This is a genomic window from Thioclava nitratireducens (assembly GCF_001940525.2).
GTDB classification, from domain to species: Bacteria; Pseudomonadota; Alphaproteobacteria; order Rhodobacterales; family Rhodobacteraceae; genus Thioclava; species Thioclava nitratireducens.
Map to the genome: position 1 here is coordinate 1,641,460 of NZ_CP019437.1, position 20,022 is coordinate 1,661,481.

Annotated in this window: 18 protein-coding genes; 11 read left to right on the forward strand and 7 right to left on the reverse strand. The window is 64.2% G+C overall.

The features are described 5' to 3' along the window. Positions 1 to 13 precede the first annotated feature (13 nt). Complete coding sequence (locus BMG03_RS07895) at positions 14 to 1,318, reverse strand: DUF3422 family protein (protein ID WP_075774725.1); 1,305 nt, start codon at positions 1,316 to 1,318, stop codon at positions 14 to 16. 311 nt (positions 1,319 to 1,629) lie between these two features. On the opposite strand from BMG03_RS07895, the gene BMG03_RS07900 reads away from it, so the two are divergent. From BMG03_RS07900 to BMG03_RS07910, 3 genes are all read left to right on the forward strand, one after another. Further along, positions 1,630 to 3,225 (forward strand): peptide chain release factor 3, encoded by a 1,596-nt coding sequence (locus BMG03_RS07900; RefSeq protein WP_075774413.1) that lies wholly within the window; start codon positions 1,630 to 1,632, stop codon positions 3,223 to 3,225. Then, positions 3,222 to 3,692, forward strand: coding sequence for a DUF6869 domain-containing protein (locus BMG03_RS07905; protein ID WP_075774414.1), 471 nt, complete (start codon positions 3,222 to 3,224; stop codon positions 3,690 to 3,692). The genes BMG03_RS07900 and BMG03_RS07905 overlap by 4 nt, the downstream gene beginning before the upstream one ends. Before the next feature lie 98 nt (positions 3,693 to 3,790). Continuing rightward, positions 3,791 to 4,507, forward strand: coding sequence for a C40 family peptidase (locus BMG03_RS07910; protein ID WP_075774415.1), 717 nt, complete (start codon positions 3,791 to 3,793; stop codon positions 4,505 to 4,507). Between the two features lie 88 nt (positions 4,508 to 4,595). On the opposite strand, the gene BMG03_RS07915 is transcribed toward BMG03_RS07910, so the two are convergent. Further along, positions 4,596 to 4,925 (reverse strand): HesB/IscA family protein, encoded by a 330-nt coding sequence (locus BMG03_RS07915; RefSeq protein ID WP_075774416.1) that lies wholly within the window; start codon positions 4,923 to 4,925, stop codon positions 4,596 to 4,598. Between the two features lie 93 nt (positions 4,926 to 5,018). Here BMG03_RS07915 and BMG03_RS07920 point away from each other — a divergent pair, with 93 nt between their 5' ends. Both BMG03_RS07920 and BMG03_RS07925 read left to right on the forward strand, forming a co-directional pair. After that, a complete protein-coding gene (locus BMG03_RS07920; protein ID WP_075774417.1) occupies positions 5,019 to 6,230 on the forward strand; it encodes a deoxyguanosinetriphosphate triphosphohydrolase in 1,212 nt (403 codons plus the stop codon). 60 nt (positions 6,231 to 6,290) lie between these two features. Beyond that, positions 6,291 to 6,713: an OsmC family protein gene (locus tag BMG03_RS07925; RefSeq protein WP_075774418.1), complete on the forward strand. Its 423-nt coding sequence runs from the start codon at positions 6,291 to 6,293 to the stop codon at positions 6,711 to 6,713. A 69-nt stretch (positions 6,714 to 6,782) separates the two neighbouring features. Here the strand turns inward: BMG03_RS07925 and BMG03_RS07930 are convergent, their stop codons facing one another. Both BMG03_RS07930 and BMG03_RS07935 read right to left on the reverse strand, forming a co-directional pair. Further along, a complete protein-coding gene (locus BMG03_RS07930) occupies positions 6,783 to 7,472 on the reverse strand; it encodes a glutathione S-transferase N-terminal domain-containing protein (RefSeq protein ID WP_075774419.1) in 690 nt (229 codons plus the stop codon). 34 nt (positions 7,473 to 7,506) lie between these two features. Beyond that, on the reverse strand, positions 7,507 to 8,424 hold the full coding sequence (locus BMG03_RS07935) for an alpha/beta fold hydrolase (protein ID WP_075774420.1): 918 nt from the start codon (positions 8,422 to 8,424) through the stop codon (positions 7,507 to 7,509). Between the two features lie 229 nt (positions 8,425 to 8,653). Between BMG03_RS07935 and metZ the strand changes: the two genes are divergently transcribed. From metZ to BMG03_RS07950, 3 genes are all read left to right on the forward strand, one after another. Next, positions 8,654 to 9,829, forward strand: a complete 1,176-nt coding sequence (metZ, locus tag BMG03_RS07940; protein ID WP_075774421.1) for an O-succinylhomoserine sulfhydrylase — start codon at positions 8,654 to 8,656, stop codon at positions 9,827 to 9,829. Between the two features lie 97 nt (positions 9,830 to 9,926). Then, a complete protein-coding gene (folE2, locus tag BMG03_RS07945) occupies positions 9,927 to 11,021 on the forward strand; it encodes a GTP cyclohydrolase FolE2 (protein ID WP_075774422.1) in 1,095 nt (364 codons plus the stop codon). Positions 11,022 to 11,212: 191 nt separating this feature from the next. Continuing rightward, positions 11,213 to 13,663 (forward strand): ATP-dependent helicase, encoded by a 2,451-nt coding sequence (locus BMG03_RS07950; RefSeq protein ID WP_075774423.1) that lies wholly within the window; start codon positions 11,213 to 11,215, stop codon positions 13,661 to 13,663. 137 nt (positions 13,664 to 13,800) lie between these two features. Here BMG03_RS07950 and BMG03_RS07955 read toward each other — a convergent pair whose 3' ends face one another. Then, the gene (locus tag BMG03_RS07955) at positions 13,801 to 15,102 is read right to left on the reverse strand and encodes an Nramp family divalent metal transporter (protein ID WP_075774424.1); all 1,302 of its coding nucleotides are present in this window, start codon (positions 15,100 to 15,102) and stop codon (positions 13,801 to 13,803) included. Positions 15,103 to 15,304: 202 nt separating this feature from the next. Here BMG03_RS07955 and mntR point away from each other — a divergent pair, with 202 nt between their 5' ends. Next, a complete protein-coding gene (mntR, locus tag BMG03_RS07960) occupies positions 15,305 to 15,730 on the forward strand; it encodes a manganese-binding transcriptional regulator MntR (protein ID WP_075774425.1) in 426 nt (141 codons plus the stop codon). Here the strand turns inward: mntR and BMG03_RS07965 are convergent. After that, positions 15,713 to 16,495 carry a 23S rRNA (adenine(2030)-N(6))-methyltransferase RlmJ gene (locus BMG03_RS07965; RefSeq protein ID WP_075774426.1) on the reverse strand — a complete coding sequence of 261 codons (783 nt, stop codon included), beginning with the start codon at positions 16,493 to 16,495 and terminating at the stop codon, positions 15,713 to 15,715. The genes mntR and BMG03_RS07965 overlap by 18 nt on opposite strands. A 686-nt stretch (positions 16,496 to 17,181) precedes the next feature. Further along, positions 17,182 to 17,385: a DUF1127 domain-containing protein gene (locus BMG03_RS07970; RefSeq protein WP_075774427.1), complete on the reverse strand. Its 204-nt coding sequence runs from the start codon at positions 17,383 to 17,385 to the stop codon at positions 17,182 to 17,184. 341 nt (positions 17,386 to 17,726) lie between these two features. Between BMG03_RS07970 and BMG03_RS07975 the strand changes: the two genes are divergently transcribed. Then, positions 17,727 to 18,815 (forward strand): Mrp/NBP35 family ATP-binding protein, encoded by a 1,089-nt coding sequence (locus tag BMG03_RS07975; protein WP_075774428.1) that lies wholly within the window; start codon positions 17,727 to 17,729, stop codon positions 18,813 to 18,815. Positions 18,816 to 19,534: 719 nt separating this feature from the next. Further along, positions 19,535 to 20,020 (forward strand): division/cell wall cluster transcriptional repressor MraZ, encoded by a 486-nt coding sequence (mraZ, locus tag BMG03_RS07980; protein WP_075774726.1) that lies wholly within the window; start codon positions 19,535 to 19,537, stop codon positions 20,018 to 20,020. The last annotated feature ends 2 nt before the right edge of the window (positions 20,021 to 20,022 follow it).

Genomic DNA, 20,022 nt, shown 5'->3' on the forward strand with positions numbered 1-20,022 from the left:
GTAACGCCTCGCCTCAATGCCCCCCCACACCCTTGCGGATACGCCGGATCATCAGCCAGACCGCGAGGATCACGATCGGCGTCAGCCCTGCCAACATGATCTCTTTCGTCAGTCCGATCTTCTTCGAGAGCGGATAAGCCAGGTAGCCCGCGACCGAGATCGCGTAGTAGCTGATCGCGACCACCGACAGCCCTTCGACCGTGTGCTGCAGGCGCAGCTGCAGGTCCGACCGGCGATCCATGCTTTCCAGCACTTTCTGGTTTTGCGCCGAGCGCTCCACATCGACCCGCGTGCGCAGCAACTCGCCCGCCCGCGCCGCCCGCGTCACCATCTGCTGCAGCCGCGTCTCCGCCGATTTCACCGTGCGCACCGCCGGGTCGTAGCGCCGGGCGATGAACTCGCTGAGTTTCTGGCGCCCCTCGAAGCGGCTTTCGCGCAAGGACTCCACCCGCTCTCGGACGATCGCCTCATAGGCCCCGGTCGCCGAGAACCGGAAGGAATGCGCGACCGCGAGGCTCTCCAGCTCGGCCGAGATTTCCAGCAGGTCGTGCAGCGTTTCTTCTGCGGAGTGCGCGTCGTCGCCCATCCCGTCCACGATCTCGGTCAGCCTCGGGTCGAGCGCATTGAGCCGCTGCGACAGGTCGCGCGCCCGCGCCAATCCGAGCATCGACATCGCCCGGTAGGTCTCCAGCTCGCAGAGCCGTTGCACCGTGCGCCCGATCCGTCCCGGCCCGGTCCCGGGCCGCGCGAAGATAGCGAAGCGCATCTGCCCGTTCGGATCGATCCGGAAATCGCCCGCGACCACCGCAGCCCCGTCGAGCACCCAGGTGCAGACGAGGCTCTCGGTGACGAACCATTGCTCCAGAAGCGGCGCGATGTCGTCGGGATTCTCGGGCAGTTCCTCGATGCGGATCTGCACCGCGGCGATCCGCCCGCCGGGGCCCGCATCGATCCAGCTATCGGGGTAGATTTCGGTCTCCGCCGGGTCGAAGGCGCGCGACGACACGCCTTTGCCGAAAGCGAGATAAGTGGTGAATTCGGTATGGCTCTCCCACTTCACCTCGTGCCGCCCGATCTTGCCGGCGTAATGGGTGATCCCCGCCTGAGGCTGCGCCGCGCCGTTGCGCGTCAGAAGATCGACGAGGTGGTCGTGATCCTTGCTGCGGTCGCGATTGGCGGCGTCGCGCGGCTCCTTGAAGGCGACATAGACCGCGTGGCCCGGGACGCCGAGCTTCGGGTACGGTCGGGCGTGCAATTCGTTCACAAGCGCATAGCGCTGCGGATGGTCGGGCAGATGGGGTTTGGGATCGGCGGTCATCTCATAGGTCTCGCTCACGCGGGTGTGACCTTCTAGCTGCGGCGAAATTTCCCGCCGATCAAGCGTTTGACGGCATGCATCGGAATACCGGGTAAATCTGCCACAGCGCCACGCGAGCCACGAGGGGGAGGGGGCGCTGCCCCCTCTTGGCTGCGCCAATTCACCCCCCGGGATATTTCCGCCAAGAGGAAGGGGCGCGTGGGATTGAACTTCGCCTTGGTCCAAATATCCCGGGGGAGCGCGTCAGCGCGGGGGCGGAGCCCCCATCGCCGCGATTGCAAGGCGCGCGCGGGCAGGCTAAACGAGCGCGCATGATGAACCGTCCCGCGCTCCCGCCCGAAATCGCCCGTCGCCGCACCTTCGCGATCATCTCGCACCCGGATGCGGGCAAGACCACCTTGACCGAGAAGTTCCTGCTTTTCGGCGGCGCCATCCAGATGGCGGGGCAGGTGCGTGCCAAGGGCGAGGCGCGGCGGACTCGCTCGGACTTCATGAAGCTCGAACAGGATCGCGGGATTTCGGTCTCGGCCTCTGCCATGTCCTTCGAGTATCGCGAGTTCCGCTACAACCTCGTCGACACGCCCGGCCACTCGGATTTCTCGGAAGATACTTACCGAACGCTGACGGCGGTGGATGCGGCGATCATGGTGATCGACGGCGCGAAGGGCGTGGAGAGCCAGACCCGCAAGCTCTTCGAGGTCTGCCGCCTGCGCGATCTGCCGATCCTGACCTTCTGTAACAAGATGGACCGCGAGAGCCGCGACACGTTCGAGATCATCGACGAGATTCAGGAAAATCTCGCGATCGACGTGGCCCCGGCTTCTTGGCCGATCGGGATGGGCCGCGATTTCCTCGGTTGCTACGACATGCTGCACGACCGGCTGGAACTGATGGATCGCGCCGACCGCAACAAGGTGGCCGAGTCGATCAAGATCAGTGGTTTGGATGATCCCAAGCTGGCCGAACATGTTCCGGCCGATCTGCTCGAGAAACTGAAGGAAGAGGTCGAGATGGCGCGCGAACTGTTGCCCACCTTCGACCGCCAGAGTTTCCTCGAAGGTCACCTGACGCCGATCTGGTTCGGCTCGGCGATCAACAGCTTCGGCGTGAAGGAGTTGATGGACGGGATCGGGGAATTCGGACCCGAGCCGGAGGTCTTCAAATCCGCCGAGCGTGACGTGGCGCCCGAGGAGAAGAAGGTCGCGGGTTTCGTCTTCAAGGTGCAGGCGAACATGGACCCCAAGCACCGCGACCGCGTGGCTTTCGTGCGTCTCGTCTCGGGGCATTTCACGCGCGGGCAGAAGCTGCTGCATGTGCGCTCGAAGAAACAGATGGCGGTGTCGAACCCGGTTCTGTTCCTCGCAGCCGACCGCGAACTGGCGGAAGAGGCCTGGGGCGGCGATATCATCGGTATTCCGAACCACGGGCAATTGCGCATCGGCGACGCGCTGACCGAGGGCGAGGCGCTGCGCTTCACCGGCATCCCGAGCTTCGCGCCGGAACTGCTGCAATCCGTGCGTGCGACCGACCCGATGAAGGGCAAGCACCTCGAGAAGGCGTTGATGCAATTCGCCGAAGAGGGCGCGGCCAAGGTGTTCAAGCCCGCGATCGGCTCGGGCTTCATCGTGGGCGTCGTCGGCGCGCTGCAATTCGACGTGCTGGCGAGCCGGATCGAGCTGGAATACGGCATCCCCGTGCGCTTCGAGGCCTCGCAGTTCACCTCCGCTCGCTGGGTGTTGGGCGACAAGGCGGCGGTCGAGAAGCTGGTCAACGCCAACAAGCAGCACATCTCCTATGATCATGACGGCGACGTGGTGTTCCTCACGCGCCTGCAATGGGACATCGACCGGGTCGAGCGCGACTACGAGGGCGTGACGCTCTCGGCGACCAAGGAAATGATGCAATGACAACCCCACTGCCCCCCGAACTCGTCTCGATCCTGTGCAACGAAGCGAGTGCCCCGGAAGACGTGCGCACGGTCGAGGCGCTGGTCGATCTGTGGCTGGCCGACAATGCCGAGGAGCCCGAGGGCGAGGACTTCCCTTGGTCGGTGCTGTGTGTCTTCGAGCTGCGCGAATATCCCGAGGTGCTCTGGACCTTCATCCGCAAGGCGCTGACCGGGGCGACGACGATCTGGCAGGTGGTGATGCTCGCCGCCGGGCCGCTGGAAGATCTGGTCGCGGAGCATGGCGACGAGTTCATCGACCGGATCGAGCGCGAGGCGCGCCATTCCGCGCGGTTCCGCTTTGCGCTGACGGGCGTCTGGCCGCAGCAGGGAGAGGGCAATACCGCGCTCTGGTCGCGTATCGAGAAGGCACGCGCCCCGGCGATGGATACCGGGCTCGACATGGGTGGACCGCTACCGCCGAAATGAGCGCAGGCGCATCGCGCATCAGGTAACGAAAATCACATCTTTGCGCCTGGGCTGTGCATCTGCGCGCGCCACACCTACCTCTGAGCAAGGAGGAGATCATGGCGCATGTCTCTCGTCTGCCCGGCAAGGCAATCGCGCGGTTTTTGCAAAAGCAGACCCGCTTCTACCAGCCTTTCGGGGTCATCCCGACCCCTGCCTTGCGCGCGACGCTTCGGCCGGGCGATGTGCTGTTGGTGGAGGGCGACCGGCGGATTTCAGCGGCGATCAAGTATCTTACCCATTCCACTTGGTCCCATGCAGCCTTCTATTCCGGCGGCCCGCCCGGGGGCGAGCTGATCGAGGCGGACCTGGAGGAAGGCGTCAGGATCACCGGGCTTTCGGCCTATGCGCATCTCAACACACGCATCTGTCGGCCCGTCGGGCTTGGCCACGATCAGCTTGAGGTCGTGATTAACTACATGCAAGGCGCGGTCGGGCGGCAGTATGACCTGAGAAACGTGGTCGATCTCGCGCGGTACCTGCTGCCGCGCCCTCCCGTGCCGCATCGGTTCCGGCGGCGGATGCTGGCGCTCGGATCGGGCGACCCGACGCGGGCGATCTGTTCGACCGTGATCGCCGAGGCGTTTCACGAGGTCCACTACCCGATCCTGCCGGATGTCGTGATGGGCAGCGCCGACAGCCAGGGGGAAATTCTGCATATCCGGCACTCGTCGCTGTTCACGCCGCGCGATTTCGATCTCTCGCCCTATTTCGCCGTGATCAAGCCGACGCTAGAAGGCGGGTTCGATTTTCGCCAATTGCAACTGGCGGAGTGACGCCGGAGGAAGGGCGCCTCCGGCGGGGATATTTATATCAAGAAGAAGCGAGAATGCGCGTTTCAGATAAGGCGCATCGCCTGCGTCGTTACATCGCGAAGGAGACGCCGCAGCCGCAGGAGCTCGACGCGTTCGGGTTCTCGATCACGAAACGCGCGCCGATCAGTTCTTCGGTGAAGTCGATCGTGGCGTTCTCGAGGAAGGGCAGGGAAACCGGGTCGATCAGCACCTTCTGGCCTGCGCCTTCAAGCACGATGTCGTCGCCCGCAGGCGCCTCTTCGAGCTTGATATCATACTGGAAACCAGAACAGCCGCCGCCCTCGACGGCCACGCGCAGCGCCTGTGGCGCCTCGCGACCTTCATTGATTTCCGCCAGTCGCGCAAAGGCGCGTTCGGTCACTTTCGGAGGGAGTTGCATCGGATTGGCCTTCCTGACCCCTCGGGGCCTGTATTTCCGTCACATCCGAGATATAGGAGGGCCGAAGCGTGCCGACAAGACGAGGTTTTACCAGTGCTCAAGCCCTATGCCTGCCAGCCCGGCGAGAGCCGCGGGCGGCTTCACCCCGAAAGCATGTCCACTTTCCGCTCGCCGTTCCAGCGCGATCGGGACCGGATCATCCATTCTTCGGCCTTCCGACGGCTCAAGCACAAGACGCAGGTTTTCGTCGAACACGAGGGCGATTACTACCGCACGCGCCTGACCCACACGATCGAGGTGGCGCAGGTCGCGCGCACGATTGCAGGGACATTGGGGCTGAACACCGATCTGGCCGAGGCGGTGGCGCTGGCCCATGATCTGGGCCATCCGCCCTTCGGGCATACCGGCGAGGACGCGCTGGCCGAACTGATGAAGCCCTATGGGGGCTTCGATCACAATGCGCAGGCGCTCCGGATCGTGACCAAGCTGGAGAAGCATTACGCGGGCTTCGACGGGCTCAACCTGACATGGGAGACGCTGGAAGGCATCGCCAAGCACAACGGGCCCGCGATTTCCGACAAGGGCGGTTCGCACAGCTTCCCGAGCCGCGAGGAACTGCCCTATGCGCTGGCCGAGGTCGATGCGGCCTGGGACCTGGAGCTGGAGACCAACGCCAGCGCCGAGGCGCAGGTGGCGGCCGTGGCCGATGACGTGGCTTATAATCACCACGATCTGCACGACGGGCTGCGCGCGGGGCTCTTCGACGAGGACGACCTGTGCGAATTGCCGGTGATCGGGGCCTGTTTCGCCGAGGTCGACAAACTGCATCCCGGTCTCGACCGCACTCGGCGCCAGCACGAGGCGCTGCGCCGGGTCTTCGGCGTGATGGTGGAGGACGTGATCGCGGTGGCCGAGAACCGGTTGACCTCGCTCGGGCCGCAATCGGTCGATGATATCAGGCAGATGGACGGGCCGATCATCCGCTTCTCGAAGCCGCTCTATCAAAGCCTCAAGGTGCTAAAGCAGTTCCTGTTCGAGCGCATGTATCGCGCGCCCTCCGTCGTGGTGGAGCGCAAGCGCGTGACCGAGATGATCAACGCGCTCTTCCCGCTGTTCATGGAACGCCCGGAGCTTTTGCCCGAGGAATGGCAGGAAGAAGTCTCGCGGGCCCGTATCCTCGGCGGCGACTGCACGCGGCCGGAATCGAAGCAGGCTCTCGCGCGGGTCGTGCTCGATTACGTGGCGGGTATGACGGATCGTTTCGCCATCCAGGAATATGATAGGCTGGTCGGGCGCGGGCGCTGAGGCGGAACCACTGGCCCTCCGTCTCGTTGTGCTCGCGAATGCAACGCATAGGAGGGATTCATGATCCGCAAGCACGCATCGGCCCATTGGGAAGGCACCATCAAGGGCGGCAAAGGCACGATTTCGACCGAGAGTGGCGCGCTGAAGGCGCAGCCCTACGGCTTCAATACCCGGTTCGAGGGTGAGCCCGGATCGAACCCGGAAGAGCTGATCGGCGCGGCTCATGCGTCCTGTTTCTCGATGGCGCTGTCGCTTCAGCTCGAAGAGGCGGGCGTCTCGGACGTGGTGATCGACACCAAGGCGGAAATCTCGCTCGACAAGGAAGGCGACGGTTTCGCGGTTAAGAAATCCGCGCTGACCTCGACCGTGAAGGGAACCGGCGACGAGGAGGCGATCCGCAAGGCCGCCGAGGGCGCGAAAGAAGGCTGCCCAATCTCGAAGCTGTTGAATTGCGAGATCACGCTCGACCTGACGATCAACTGATCCGGTCCTGAGCGAACAAAGCAAAAGGGCGCCCGGTGAGGCGCCCTTTTCATGGTTCGGCGGACGTGCTCAGCGCTTGAAGAGGTGCTTCTGCGCGTCACGGCTCGAATTGTCGTTGCGCTTTTCGGCGGCCAGAGCGCGGCCCGCCTTGACGGCGGGGCGCTCGCCTAACTCATCGAGCCAGCGCTTGAGGTTCGGCTTGTCGTCTAGCGTCTGCTCCTGCCCTTCCCAGAGCGAGGCCCAACCCCAGGACGCCATATCCGCGATCGAGTAAAAATCGCCCGCGAGGTAGCGGTTCTCCGCCAGACGACGATCCATCACGCCATAGAGCCGTCCCGTCTCGGCGCGGTAACGGTCCTTGGCATAGGGTAGGTCCTGCGAGGGTTCGAGCTTGGGTGCATATTTCAGGAAGTGGTGCGCCTGACCGGCCATCGGGCCCAGCCCGCCGACCTGCCAAAACAGCCATTCGTCGACCGCGATCCGGTCGCGCTCGGTCTCGCCATAGAATTGGCCGGTCTTGCGGGCGAGATATTGCAGGATCGCGCCGCTCTCGAAGATCGAGACGGGTTCGCCATCCGGGCCGTCGCGGTCGATGATCGCGGGCATCCGGTTGTTGGGCGAGATCTTCAGGAACTCCGGCTGGAATTGCTCCCCCTTGCCGATATCGACCAAGTGGGTCTCGTAGGGCAGGCCCATCTCTTCGAGGGCGATGGAAATCTTCCAGCCGTTCGGCGTGGGCCAAAAATAGAGGTCGATCATGGGGTCTCCGTCGGGTTAGGCGGCAGGGTCCGCTCTACTTTGCCGTGCGCTGGAACGAGGGCAATGCGAAACCCGATGTGCGCGGACGCGCAAACAGCCGCGACCAGCGGGGGTCTTGCGCCTTGGGCAGCGCTTCGGCGAGGAACGGAAGCGGCAGCCGGTCGGGCTGACGCAGCACTTGACGGTAGAGGTCGAACAGCCCCTCGCGCATGTAGCAGGCGAAATGGCAGACGCGTTTTTCGGGCGGGGCGACGGGATAGCCCAGATCGTCGAGCACCTCGATCACCTCGGGCGCGTCGATCTGCAGATCGAGCCAGTTGCGCATGGGCTGCGACAGGCCATTTCCCAAAGACCGCTCGCGCCCGCAGGCTACACCCCACTCGAAGAGGAAGTCGAAAAGGTCGTTGTCGCGGCTCGTGACGTTGAGCACTTCGCAGGTCCGGCCCGCAGGGCTCGCCATCGCTTCCTCGGCGCGATTTTGAAATTCGGCGGCGGCCAGCAGAACCATCCGAGCTACTTGCCCGGCATGGGCGTGGCGGAGCGCCCGCAGGGCGACCCGCGCGCCCATCGAATGGCCGATGATCCCCACGGGACGCCCGGTCGCGGCATTCAGTGCGCCGATCAGGCGGGCAAGGCGCTGGGCGGCGATCTCGGCCATGTCGTAAATCCGGGTCAACCGTCCCGTCGATTGCCAACTGAACGCGATGCCGAGACCCTCGCCGGGATTGGTCCCGTCGAAGCCAAGCGCACGCGGCCAGCTGATCGCGGTATGCAGATTGAAGGTCGGCTCCATCGCGAAGATGTGCTCGTAGGGATCGCGGCCCTCGACCCCTGCCGCGTAGCCGTAGCCGTGGATCATCACCACGATCGGGGCGCCCTCCGGCAGGGCGCGCGCCTGAGCGAGGACATCGGCGGGCAGCTCGGAGCTGGCATGGACCTTGAGAAGCGGCATTGGGGCCTCGGGGGAGGGGCGCAGGCGCGGGTTGATGTTTTAAATCGAACGCGGTTTTTCGCCCGAAAGTTCCCTTGCCTTCGCGTGAGCGCGCGGAGGCGGGGCATGGAACGCGACGCGCGCCGGGCCTCCTTTGGTGCGAACGGGACATCGCCGCTATGCGTTGACGCTACGCCCCCTGCGCGGTATCGCAGCCCCAAGTCGCGACAGACCGCCGCAGGAGGCACCGATGACCGAGCGCAAGACCCGCACCAAACTCGTCCATGACGGCATTCGCCGCAGCCAGTATGGCGAGATGGCCGAGGCGATGTTTCTGACGCAGGGCTTTGCCTACCCCTCGGCCGAAGCCGCAGAGGCACGGTTCCTCAATGCCTCCGACGACGAGTTCATCTATGCCCGTTACGGCAACCCCACGACGCGGATGTTCGAGGACCGGATGGCGTCGATCGAAGGCACCGAGGACGCCTTCGCCTGCGCCTCCGGCATGGCTGCGATCAACGGCGCGCTGACCTGCCTCGTGAAGGCGGGCGATCACATCGTGGCCGCGCGCCAGATGTTCGGATCCTGCCTGCATGTGCTGAAAGTGCTGCAGGGCTTCGGCGTGGATGTGACGCTGGTCGACGGGACCGATCTCGACGCCTGGCGCGCCGCGATGCGTCCCGAGACGAAGATCTGTTTCTTCGAGAGCGTCTCGAACCCCGGCCTCGAAGTGATGGATGTCGCGGGTATCGTGAAGATCGCTCATGAGGGCGGCGCGACGGTGGTGGTCGACAATGTCTTCGCCTCGCCGATCTTCTCGCGCGCGGTGGAGCTTGGCGCAGATGTAATCGTCTATTCCGCGACCAAGCACATCGACGGCGGCGGGCGCGTACTTGGCGGTATCGTGCTGGGGTCGAAAGAGTATATTCGTGGCCCGCTGGAAACTTACGTCAAACACACCGGTGGCGCCATGAGCCCGTTCCACGCATGGGTTCTGCTGAGCGGGTTGCAGACGCTCGATCTGCGGGTGCGCGCGCAGGCTGCGAACGCCGCTGCGGTGGCGAGCGCCGTGGCCGGCCATGAGAAACTCGCCCGTACAGTCTATCCCGGTCTGATGGACCATCCACAACATGCATTGGCGATGGAGCAGATGGGCTCGGGCGGAACCATGCTCGCGCTCGACCTGAAGGGCGGCAAGGAGGCGGCGTTCCGCTTCCTCAACGCGCTGCAGATCGTGTCTATCTCGAACAACCTCGGCGACGCGAAATCCATCGCGACCCATCCGGCGACGACGACCCACAAGAATCTGTCTGAAGAGGAGCGGGCGGCGATCGCGATTACCCCCGGTCTGATCCGCGTTTCGATGGGGATCGAGGACGGGGGTGACCTGATCGCCGATATCAAGGAGGCGCTCGACGCCGCCTGATCGGGGTGAACCGATTTCCGCGAACCGGCGTATTGTCTTGGACATCAGCCCCAAAACCCCCATATCTGGCGGGACCGGGCATACCGGAGGACAGGATATGAACGTGCAAGGCAGGATCGAGACCCCCGACGATAACGACGCCCGCGCCGCGCTCGAGGTGCTGCGCGCGTGGGCCGCGAAGGCCGATCCGGTCGAGGTGGCGCAGCTTGACCCGGCGATCGCGCGGCTCCTGCCGGACCGCGAGCTCTCGAACTACCCCGATCTGAGCCGCGAATATGACGACAGCTTCGAAGCCGACGCGGCTTACAAGGCGACGCTGCCCGACCTGCAGAACGGTCCGTCCTCGCTGATCGTGGGTGCCCATACCCGGATCGAACATGTCGGTATCTCGAACTTCCGGCTGCCGGTGCGGTTTCATACCCGCGACAACGGCGATCTGACGTTGGAGGCGTCGGTCACGGGCACGGTGAGCCTCGAGGCGGAGAAGAAGGGCATCAACATGTCCCGCGTGATGCGCAGCTTCTACGCCCATGCGGAGAAGACCTTCTCCTTCGAAGTGATGGAATCCGCGCTCGACGACTACATGGACGATCTCGAAAGCTTCGACGCGCGCCTGATGATGCGCGTCTCCTTCCCGGTAAAGCGGCCGTCGCTGCGTTCGGGGCTGGAGGGCTGGCAGTATTACGACATCGCGCTGGAGCTGATCGAGACGGCTGGTGTGCGCACCAAGGTTATTCACCTCGATTACGTCTATTCCTCCACGTGCCCTTGCTCGCTGGAGCTGTCAGAGCATGCCCGTGCCAGCCGCGGCCAGCTGGCCACGCCGCATTCGCAGCGCTCTGTCGCGCGGATTTCGGCGGTGGTCGAGCCCGGCAACGTTCTCTGGTTCGAGGACATGATCGATCTCGCCCGTGCCGCCGTGCCGACCGAGACGCAGGTGATGGTCAAGCGTGAGGACGAACAGGCTTTCGCCGAATTGAACGCAGCCAACCCGATTTTCGTCGAGGATGCCGTGCGCGCCTTCGCCGAGCGCCTTCTAGCCGAACCGCGCGTCGGTGACTTCCGCATCGTGGCCAGTCATCAGGAAAGCCTGCACAGCCATGACGCCGTGGCCATGCTGACCGAGGGCGAGACCTTCGCATCGGCCAGCGTCGATCCGAAGCTCTTCGCCACACTGATCCATCAGGGCTGAAGACGGGTAGGGACGCTGCCCCAGGGGGCAGGGCGCATCGCTATTGGTGCAGGGGGGGCTCTGCCCCCGCCCTTCGGGCTCCCGGTGAATATTTTCGCAAGAGCGACGCCGGGCGCAGGGGCGCACGTCAGGCGAACAGATGCTGAACATGCCCCTTTCCCTCAGGGGGCCGAACCGCTAGATTGCCTCCCATGAATTGGGCTGATGACGACGATCCATATGAAGGGGCTGCGAGCCTGTCGCAACGTGCCATGGCGGGCGCCATGCAAGCGCGCGCGGCGCCGTATCTCGAGAAACTGAACCCCCAACAGCGGCAGGCCGTCGAGACGCTCGACGGGCCGGTGCTGATGCTGGCAGGCGCGGGCACGGGCAAGACCTCGGCGCTGACCGCACGGATCGCGCATCTGATCCACACCGGCCGGGCGCGCCCGAACGAGGTCTTGGCGGTGACCTTCACCAACAAGGCCGCGCGCGAGATGAAAGAGCGTGTCGGGCGCCACCTGGGCGGTGCGATCGAGGGGATGCCGTGGCTCGGCACCTTTCACTCGGTCTGCGTGAAGCTGTTGCGCCGCCATGCCGAGCTGGTGGGGCTGAAGTCGAATTTCACCATTCTCGACACCGACGACCAGATCCGGCTGCTTAAGCAGCTGATCGTCGCCGCGAATATGGACGAGAAACGCTGGCCGGCACGGCAACTGGCGGGGCTGATCGACGGCTGGAAGAACAAGGCGCTTACGCCCGAGAAGGTCTCGGGCCGCGAGACCGCGGCCTTCGACAATCGCGGATCCGAGCTTTACGCCGCCTACCAGGCACGGTTGAAGACGCTCAACGCGGTCGATTTCGGCGATCTGCTGCTGCACATGGTCACAATCTTCCAGACCCAGCCAGACGTATTGGCGCAATATCAACGCTGGTTCCGTTACATCCTCGTGGACGAGTATCAGGACACCAACGTCGCGCAATACCTGTGGCTGCGGCTTCTGGCGCAAGGGCACAAGAACATCTGCTGCGTGGGCGATGACGACCAGTCGATCTATGGCTGGCGCGGCGCCGAGGTCGGCAACATCCTGAAGTTCGAGAAGGATTTCCCGGGCGCGGCGGTGATCCGGCTGGAGCAGAATTACCGCTCGACCGAACATATCCTCTCCGCCGCGTCCGGGCTGATCACGGCCAATGAGGGCCGTCTGGGCAAGGAGCTCTGGACCGAAGCCGAGGGCGGCGAAAAGGTGCGCCTGATCGGTCATTGGGACGGCGAGGAAGAGGCGCGCTGGATCGGCGAGGAGGTCGAGGCGATTCAGCGCGGCACCCGTGGCAATCCGCCGATCAGTCTGAATTCGCAGGCGATTCTCGTGCGCGCCTCGCATCAGATGCGGGCCTTCGAGGACCGCTTCCTGACCATCGGTTTGCCCTATCGCGTCATCGGCGGCCCGCGCTTCTACGAGCGGCTCGAAATTCGCGACGCGATGGCCTATTTCCGCCTCGTGACCTCGCCCGATGATGATCTGGCTTTCGAGCGGATCATCAACACGCCCAAGCGCGGCCTTGGCGACAAGGCGCAGCAGCGCATTCAGGTGGCTGCGCGCGAGAACGGACTGAGCCTGCTGGACGGCGCGCGGATGCTGGTGGCCGAGGGTGCGCTTTCGGGCAAGGCGGCCGGGCAGCTGCGGCTCTTCGTCGAGAATGTCGCGCGCTGGCACGAGGAGGTCGTGCAGGCCTCGCCTGCGACCGCCGTGACACGGGCCGAGGATGACGAGCTGCTGATCGAGCCCGCCGAGGATGGTGTGGCGCCCGCAAATGACCTCAGCCATGTGCGTCTGGCCGAACGGATCCTCGAGGAATCCGGCTATGTCGAGATGTGGCAGAACGACAAGACGCCGGAAGCACCGGGGCGGCTCGAGAACCTCAAGGAACTCGTCAAGGCGTTGGAGCAGTTCGACAATCTGCAGGGCTTCCTCGAACACGTCGCGCTGATCATGGACAATGACAAGGCCGAGACCGAGGAGAAAGTCTCGATCATGACACTGCATGCGGCCAAAGGTCTGGAATTCCCCGTGGTCTTTCTGCCGGGCTGGGAGGACGGGCTGTTCCCGTCGCAGCGCTCGATGGACGAGAGCGGATTGAAGGGCCTCGAGGAAGAGCGCCGTTTGGCCTATGTCGGCATCACCCGCGCCGAGGAGCTGTGCACGATTTCCTTCGCTGGAAACCGGCGGGTCTACGGCCAATGGCAAAGCCAGATGCCCTCGCGCTTCATCGACGAACTACCGCCCGCCCATATCGACGTGCTGACCCCTCCGGGTCTCTATGGCGGCGGCATGAACGGGGGCGGCTTTGGTGGCTCCAGCGCGATGGAAGACCGCGTCTCGCGCGCCGATGTCTACAACTCGCCCGGCTGGCGGCGGCTGCAAAATGCGCAATCGCGCGGGGTCAGCCAGCCGCGCGAGGCCCGCCACATGGTGATCGACGCCAAGGGCGAGAGCGATTACGAGATCGGCGACCGGGTCTTCCACAAGAAATTCGGCTATGGCGAGGTAATGGGCTCGGAAGGCGACAAGCTCGTCGTCGAATTCGACAAGGCGGGCGAGAAACGTCTGCTGTCGAGCTTTGTCGTGCCCGCCGCAGATGCCGACGACGTGCCGTTTTAACTCTTCGCCGTGGCTAAAATATCCCCGGCGGTGAGGCGGGATCAGCGGCCTTCCAGTGGAAGGGCGCCCGGCGAACGCCCGAAGCGCAAGCGGAGGGCAGAGAAGAGCGGGGGGCAGCGCCCCTCGCTCCGTCTGGTTTAGCTCACCAGCCCCGGCACAGGCAGCCCGGCCGATTGCCAGAGCAGCACGAAGTTCAGCCCCAGTACCATGAGCGCACCCAGCACGGCGAGCCAGAGAAGCGGCCCGCGCAGGGCGAACTTGCCCATGAGGTCGCTCCGCCGCGCGAAGATCAGGAGTGCCACCATGGGTACGGGCAGGGCGATCGACAGGACGACCTGGCTCATCACCAGCGCATCGGTCGTGTTCACCCCGAGCCATACCACGACGAAGGCAGGCGCCATCGTGATGACCCGGCGCAGCCAGACCGGGATGCGCCGGCGGATGAAGCCCTGCATGATCATCTGCCCCGCCATCGTACCGACGACCGACGAGGATACTCCCGAGGCGATCAGCGAGGTCAGGAAGGCGGCGGCGGCGAAACCGCCCAAGAGCGGCGTCAGCGTATGATAGGCGCTCTCGATCTCGGCCACTTCGGAATGGCCGCTATGGAAGGCCGAGGCCGCCATGATCACCATCGCCATGTTGACCATCCCCGCAATCGCGAGCGCGATGATCACCTCAAGGTTGGAGAATTTCACTAGCCGTGCCTTCTGCACCGGGTCGGGGGTCAGCGCGCGGTTCTGCGTCAGACCGGAATGCAGGAAGATCGCATGCGGCATAACGGTCGCGCCGATGATGCCCACCGCGATCGTGAGCGCTTTGGCGTCGGGCATCGCGGGTGTGATCAACCCTTGCACGGCCCCGGACCAGTCGACCGGCGCTACGAACATCTCCGCGAGGTAGCACGCCCCGATCAGCGCCACGAGCGCGCCGATCACGATCTCCATCGGGCGGAAGCCGCCGCGCTCGAACAGCAAGATCGCATAGGTGACGACGGCGGTGACGCCCATTCCCCAGATCAGCGGCCAGCCGAACAGGAGCGAAAGCCCCAAGGCGCCGCCCAGAAACTCTGCCAGATCGGTGGCCATCGCCGCAATCTCCGAGACGATCCACATCGCGATCGTCACGGGTTTCGAGAAATTCTCGCGCGACAGTTCCGCGAGGTTCTTGCCGGTCACGATGCCGACGCGCGCCGAGATCGCCTGAAACAGCATCGCGATCAGGTTCGCGCCGAGAACGACCCACAAAAGCGCATAGCCGTAGCCCGCGCCCGCTTGGATGTTCGTCGCGTAGTTGCCCGGGTCCATATAGGCGACCGAGGCGATCACCGCCGGCCCGAAGAACAACAGAAACCCGCCGCGCCGGTTGCCCGACAGCACCGCTTCCATGGCCGTGCGGGTGCGGCTGGTCATGTTTTCCTTGCGGATAAGTTCGGTCATGGGGCTCCTCGTGGATACGTCTTCGGCGAAATGTAGCCTTGGCTACAAGATTCGCAAGTGGCTAATTTTCGTTGACAGCTCGACGCGCCTCGCGCGAAGCTTTGCTTGGCATATCGGGCGCGACAGGTTATCCGGTCCGCTCTGGAAATGGCGCCCGACTGGCCCCGACAGGCACTGAGACCGAGACCGTCAAGGCAGGCGAATGACTGACACCGATCCCTCCCAGATCAAGGGGTTCAACCGGGCCCGAGAGCGTGCGGCGCGCGCGCTGCTGGAAGACTATGTCGAGATGATCGCCGATCTGACGGCGGAATTCGGCGAGGCCCGTATCACCGAGATCGCCGCACGACTCGGGGTGGCCCATCCGACCGCGACCAAGGCGGTCGCGCGACTCAAGCGCGAAGGGCTCGCAGTGTCGCGGCCCTATCGCGGGGTGTTCCTGACGGAGACGGGGGAGGCGCTGGCCGCCCAGGTGCGCGAACGCCATCGCACCGTTGTGGCCCTGTTGCGCGCGGTGGGCGTGCCGGAAGAGGTCGCGGAGCTCGATGCCGAAGGGATCGAGCATCATGTCTCGTCCCGCACGCTGGAGGCGTTCGAGGCTTTCCTCGCTTCAAAGGCTGGCAAATAGCTCCGAGAGCCGCTCGGCCTCGCCGACGAGCCCCCAGGGCGGGTTCACGATGAACATGCCAGAGCCGATCATGCCGTGGCCTTCGCGGGCAGGGGGGAAACGTACCTCGTGGCTCAGCGCTTCGGGGAAATCGCGGCGCAGGGTGCGGACCATCGCCTCCTGCGCGCCCGAGGCCAGCATCGGATACCAAAGCCCGATGATGCCGACGTTCCATTTCTTCGCGATATGACCGATAAGCTTCGGCATCGCCGTGTAATCGGCTTTCTCCTCGAAGCTCGGATCGATCAGCATTATCCCGCGGCGCGGGGTGGGGGGCGTCAGCGCCAGCGCCATCTCGCGCCCGTCTGCCTTGTGCAGGACCGCTCCGCTGCGTCGTGTTGCGCTTCGCAGGGCGGAAAACTCCTGCGGGTGCAGTTCACATAGTTGAATCGTGTCCATCGGGCGCAACAGCGCCTCTGCCACCAATGGCGAGCCCGGATAGGCCTGCGCCCCGTGTCGTGCCCGCACCGCTGCCAGCGCGCGCATGTAGGGATGATCGGGGGCGAACCAGCCCAAGTCTTCCACCCGGGCGATCCCGGCTGCCGCCTCGCCCGTCTTCGCCGCTTCCGCCCCGTCAAGCGCGTAAAGCCCGCGCCCGGCATGGGTTTCGAGGTAGCTCAGCGGCTTGTCCTTGCGCGTGAGGTAATCGAGCGCAGACGCAAGCAGCGCATGCTTGTGCACATCGGCCAGATTTCCGGCGTGATAGGCGTGTTGGTAAGACAGCATCGGTTCGGTCTCCTTGGGCCCTTCCTGCCGGTCAGCGCGCGCGAGGGCAATGCTCTTCTTCTCGGGAGACGTATCCCGGGGGTGCGCGAGGAGTGCGGGGCGGAGCCTCTCCGAAGGTTCATCTGGCAGGGGGACAAAAGAAAACGACGGCGCCCAGGGAGGAGGAGGGGCGCCGCCGTCTCTTTTCTGCCGTCAGGTCTCAGGGAGGAGGAGAGAGACCCTTCGGCACTGTCGACACCGCTTCAGGGAGGAGGAGGAAGCGGCGTCACACCCTCGGGTCCAGGGAGGAGGAGAGGACCCTCGGTATCTGGATGGCGGCACCCTCAGGGAGGAGGAGGATGGCGCCGCCGAAACGATTGGCCCAGGGAGGAGGAGAGGGCCTTTCGTATCAAATTGGACCTGCCGGTCCGGATATCAAGTGCTGCACTGCAGCATGCGACAGCCTGTCGCATATTTCCGCCGATGATAGGCGGCGACCTCAGGGAGGAGGAGAGAGGTCGCCGCCTGCTCGGCGCGGATCCCTCAGGGAGGAGGAGGAGAGATCCGGGCAGCTTTGGTCCGGCATCGCGGCGTCTCGCCGCTTGGGGCCGGTATGTCTTGGTGTGGCGGCGCTCTCAGGGAGGAGGAGAGAGAGCGCCGCCCAAGTTCCGAGCCCCAGGGAGGAGGAGAGGGGCTCAGGAAGAGAATTACTTGCCGTATGCGGCCTCATAGGCCACGCGGGTGATCATCGAGCTGTGCAGCCCGAGGTCGTTCAGTTCGCGGCTGCTGAGCGAGCGCAGCTCGTTGAGCGTCTGGCGATACACCTTGCGGCGGGCCAGGGCTTCGAACAGTTTCGATTTCATTGCGGCGAAGCCGCTGTCGTTCAGTTGGATGTCTTGTGCGAGTGCCATCGTATCAGCCTCATCTATCTACTTGCGCGGGTCGCTGCTGGTTCCAGCTTGTCGACCCATTTCGTTACTTCGTGTTCCGTCGTCGTTGGACCAAAGATGGCGCTAATGCTGCGGTTGCACAATGCCGGGAAGCCTCAATGCCGCCATGCAGAAAATGCATGAATGATTCTGACCTATTTTCGGGAGAGAGGCGCAAGATATTTGCGCTCCCCTCGCGGGGCATGGGGGATTCCTGACCGTATGGGCAGTTCTCGACTTGAACTGCGCGGCAAAAACGCCACAGTTCCGGCCAAATCACGAGTATGCGGGCGGATAATGGACCCGGGAATGGAGGAATCTGCATGGCTCTGAGCAAGGAAACGGTTCTTGCGACGTTGCAAACGGTGGAAGTGCCGGGCGGCGGGACCGCTGTGAGCCGCGATCTCGTGCGCGCGCTCGCGGTGCAAGACGGCGTGGTGCGCTTCGTGCTCGAAGGCGCGCCGCAACCCGAACTGGAGGCGATGCGCCCCACGCTGGAGGCGGCGATCAAGGCGCTCCCAGAGGTGACGAGCGTGACGGTCGTCGTGCCTTCGGGCCCTCCGCGCGGCCTCGGCGGCACGGCGCAACAGTCGCAACAGCGTGGTCCCGCGATCGGAGGGCATCCCAAGCCCCAGCAGGGCCCGCAAAAGGTGCCGGGTGTGAAGAAGATCATCGCCGTGGGGTCGGGCAAGGGGGGCGTGGGCAAATCTACCGTCGCCTCTAACCTCGCCGTGGCGCTGACGCGCGCGGGCAAGCGGGTTGGGCTGCTGGATGCCGATATCTATGGTCCCTCGCTGCCGCGCATGATGGGGGCGAGCAAGCGGCCGGCCTCGCCGGATGGCCAGACGATCCTGCCGTTGCAGGCGCATGGCGTCACGCTGATGTCGGTCGGCCTCATGCTGAAAGAGAGCGAAGCGGTGATCTGGCGCGGCCCGATGCTGATGGGTGCGATGCAGCAGATGCTGTTCCAAGTGAAATGGGACGAGTACGGCCCGCTCGACGTGCTTTTGATCGATCTGCCGCCGGGGACGGGGGATGTGCAGCTCACGCTGTGTCAGAAAACCGAGCTGGACGGGGCGATCATCGTCTCGACCCCGCAGGACGTGGCGCTCCTCGATGCGAAGAAGGCGATCGACATGTTCCAGCGGCTGAAGACGCCGATCCATGGGCTGGTCGAGAATATGTCCTCTTACGTCTGTCCGAATTGTGGCCACGAGGCGCATCTCTTTGGTCATGGCGGCGTCGCAGCGGAGGCGAAATCGCTGGGGTTGCCGTTCATCGGTGCGCTGCCCGTTGACCTGGACGTGCGGCTCGCGGGTGACGCGGGCACCCCGGTCGCCGCGAGCGAGGGGCCGGCAGCCGAAGGCTACGCCACTCTTGCGCGTGGGCTGATCGACCGCGATCTGATCTGATCTGGCGGCGAAGGTTGCTCTGGGAAAGGCGTCCTCAACGGACGCCTTTTTCATGTTCGCGGGAAGGTCATGGGAAATCATGGCACCTTCCATGGAACTTCACGAGGGCGTAGAGAGCGCGTGAGCCGGGATTCGCAGAGATTCTTGGTGGAATCACGGCGTATTCACATCGGCTCGCGCAAAATCACGCCGCGGTGAGCGCGGAAAATGGGCCTCAGGTGGCTCCAATTGCGGCTTAAAAATCACAGGTTCCATCTCGATTGAAATTTTTTGGGATTTCGTGGGAAAGCTTGGTCTGCGTTCGCAGCTACCAGATATGGTAAATTTTTTCTTCATGATGCCTAGGGGTATGCGATAAGGCGCGCAGGGCCTTGGGGCGGGGTGCTGCTGCGGACAAGATCTACCCAATCTTCGGCAAATTTTTTCTTGCGTGCCATGAATTCCCGTGGCATCCCTAATTCATCGGAAGCGAATGCAAATAGAGGCACCAAGACCTCACGGCGAAAAGCAGGTTTCATACAGGCCATCGCTTCACGAAAACAAAGAGATCCGGCGCGCGAGCGAGCAGACATCCCATCCCCCCAGGTGGCGCGTGCAGTCGGACATACCCAGTGATGGGAACGAGGGCGGCGGATTGGGCAGTGGCAGCAGCCCAATCCGCCGTTTTCATTCCGGGCCCGGCCCGGCGGGACAGGTGATAGGAGCGCGCTTTGGCGGGCATGTTCATAGGCGAATACACCTTCAAGGTGGACAGTAAGGGTCGCGTGTCGATCCCCGCGCTGTTTCGTCGTGAGCTCGAAGAGGGTGACCCCGAGCGCCCGAACAAAGATCGCCCCCGAATGGTCATCGTCTACGGTGCCGATACTCAGAAAATGCTTCAGATCTACACGCAGGCCGCTTTCGAGGCGCTGGCTGCCGATATCGCGGCGCTGCCGCGCGGCTCGAAGCGGCGCACGATCCTCCAGCGGATGGTTCTGTCCAAATCGCACCCGACCGAAGTCGATCCCGACGGCCGCCTCGTTCTCCCGGCGGCCTTGCGTACGAAGATCGGTCTCGACAAGGAGGCCTATTTCTCCGGCGTGGGCGAGACCTTCGAAATCTGGAACCCAGAGACCTTCGCCGCTGCCGATGAAGCCAATATCGATCAGTGGATCGAAGAGCAGGGCGAAGATTTCGACCCTCTCAGCCTTTTGTCGCAGGGGTGAGC

Excerpts from the sequence above, each read along its gene's own strand:
- BMG03_RS07895 (WP_075774725.1), bottom strand. The coding sequence starts at position 1,318 with ATGACCGCCGATCCCAAACCCCATCTGCCCGACCATCCGCAGCGCTAT.
- BMG03_RS07900 (WP_075774413.1), top strand. The coding sequence starts at position 1,630 with ATGATGAACCGTCCCGCGCTCCCGCCCGAAATCGCCCGTCGCCGCACC.
- BMG03_RS07905 (WP_075774414.1), top strand. The coding sequence starts at position 3,222 with ATGACAACCCCACTGCCCCCCGAACTCGTCTCGATCCTGTGCAACGAA.
- BMG03_RS07910 (WP_075774415.1), top strand. The coding sequence starts at position 3,791 with ATGGCGCATGTCTCTCGTCTGCCCGGCAAGGCAATCGCGCGGTTTTTG.
- BMG03_RS07915 (WP_075774416.1), bottom strand. The coding sequence starts at position 4,925 with ATGCAACTCCCTCCGAAAGTGACCGAACGCGCCTTTGCGCGACTGGCG.
- BMG03_RS07925 (WP_075774418.1), top strand. The coding sequence starts at position 6,291 with ATGATCCGCAAGCACGCATCGGCCCATTGGGAAGGCACCATCAAGGGC.
- BMG03_RS07930 (WP_075774419.1), bottom strand. The coding sequence starts at position 7,472 with ATGATCGACCTCTATTTTTGGCCCACGCCGAACGGCTGGAAGATTTCC.
- BMG03_RS07935 (WP_075774420.1), bottom strand. The coding sequence starts at position 8,424 with ATGCCGCTTCTCAAGGTCCATGCCAGCTCCGAGCTGCCCGCCGATGTC.
- metZ (WP_075774421.1), top strand. The coding sequence starts at position 8,654 with ATGACCGAGCGCAAGACCCGCACCAAACTCGTCCATGACGGCATTCGC.
- folE2 (WP_075774422.1), top strand. The coding sequence starts at position 9,927 with ATGAACGTGCAAGGCAGGATCGAGACCCCCGACGATAACGACGCCCGC.
- BMG03_RS07950 (WP_075774423.1), top strand. The coding sequence starts at position 11,213 with ATGAATTGGGCTGATGACGACGATCCATATGAAGGGGCTGCGAGCCTG.
- BMG03_RS07955 (WP_075774424.1), bottom strand. The coding sequence starts at position 15,102 with ATGACCGAACTTATCCGCAAGGAAAACATGACCAGCCGCACCCGCACG.
- mntR (WP_075774425.1), top strand. The coding sequence starts at position 15,305 with ATGACTGACACCGATCCCTCCCAGATCAAGGGGTTCAACCGGGCCCGA.
- BMG03_RS07965 (WP_075774426.1), bottom strand. The coding sequence starts at position 16,495 with ATGCTGTCTTACCAACACGCCTATCACGCCGGAAATCTGGCCGATGTG.
- BMG03_RS07970 (WP_075774427.1), bottom strand. The coding sequence starts at position 17,385 with ATGGCACTCGCACAAGACATCCAACTGAACGACAGCGGCTTCGCCGCA.
- BMG03_RS07975 (WP_075774428.1), top strand. The coding sequence starts at position 17,727 with ATGGCTCTGAGCAAGGAAACGGTTCTTGCGACGTTGCAAACGGTGGAA.
- mraZ (WP_075774726.1), top strand. The coding sequence starts at position 19,535 with ATGTTCATAGGCGAATACACCTTCAAGGTGGACAGTAAGGGTCGCGTG.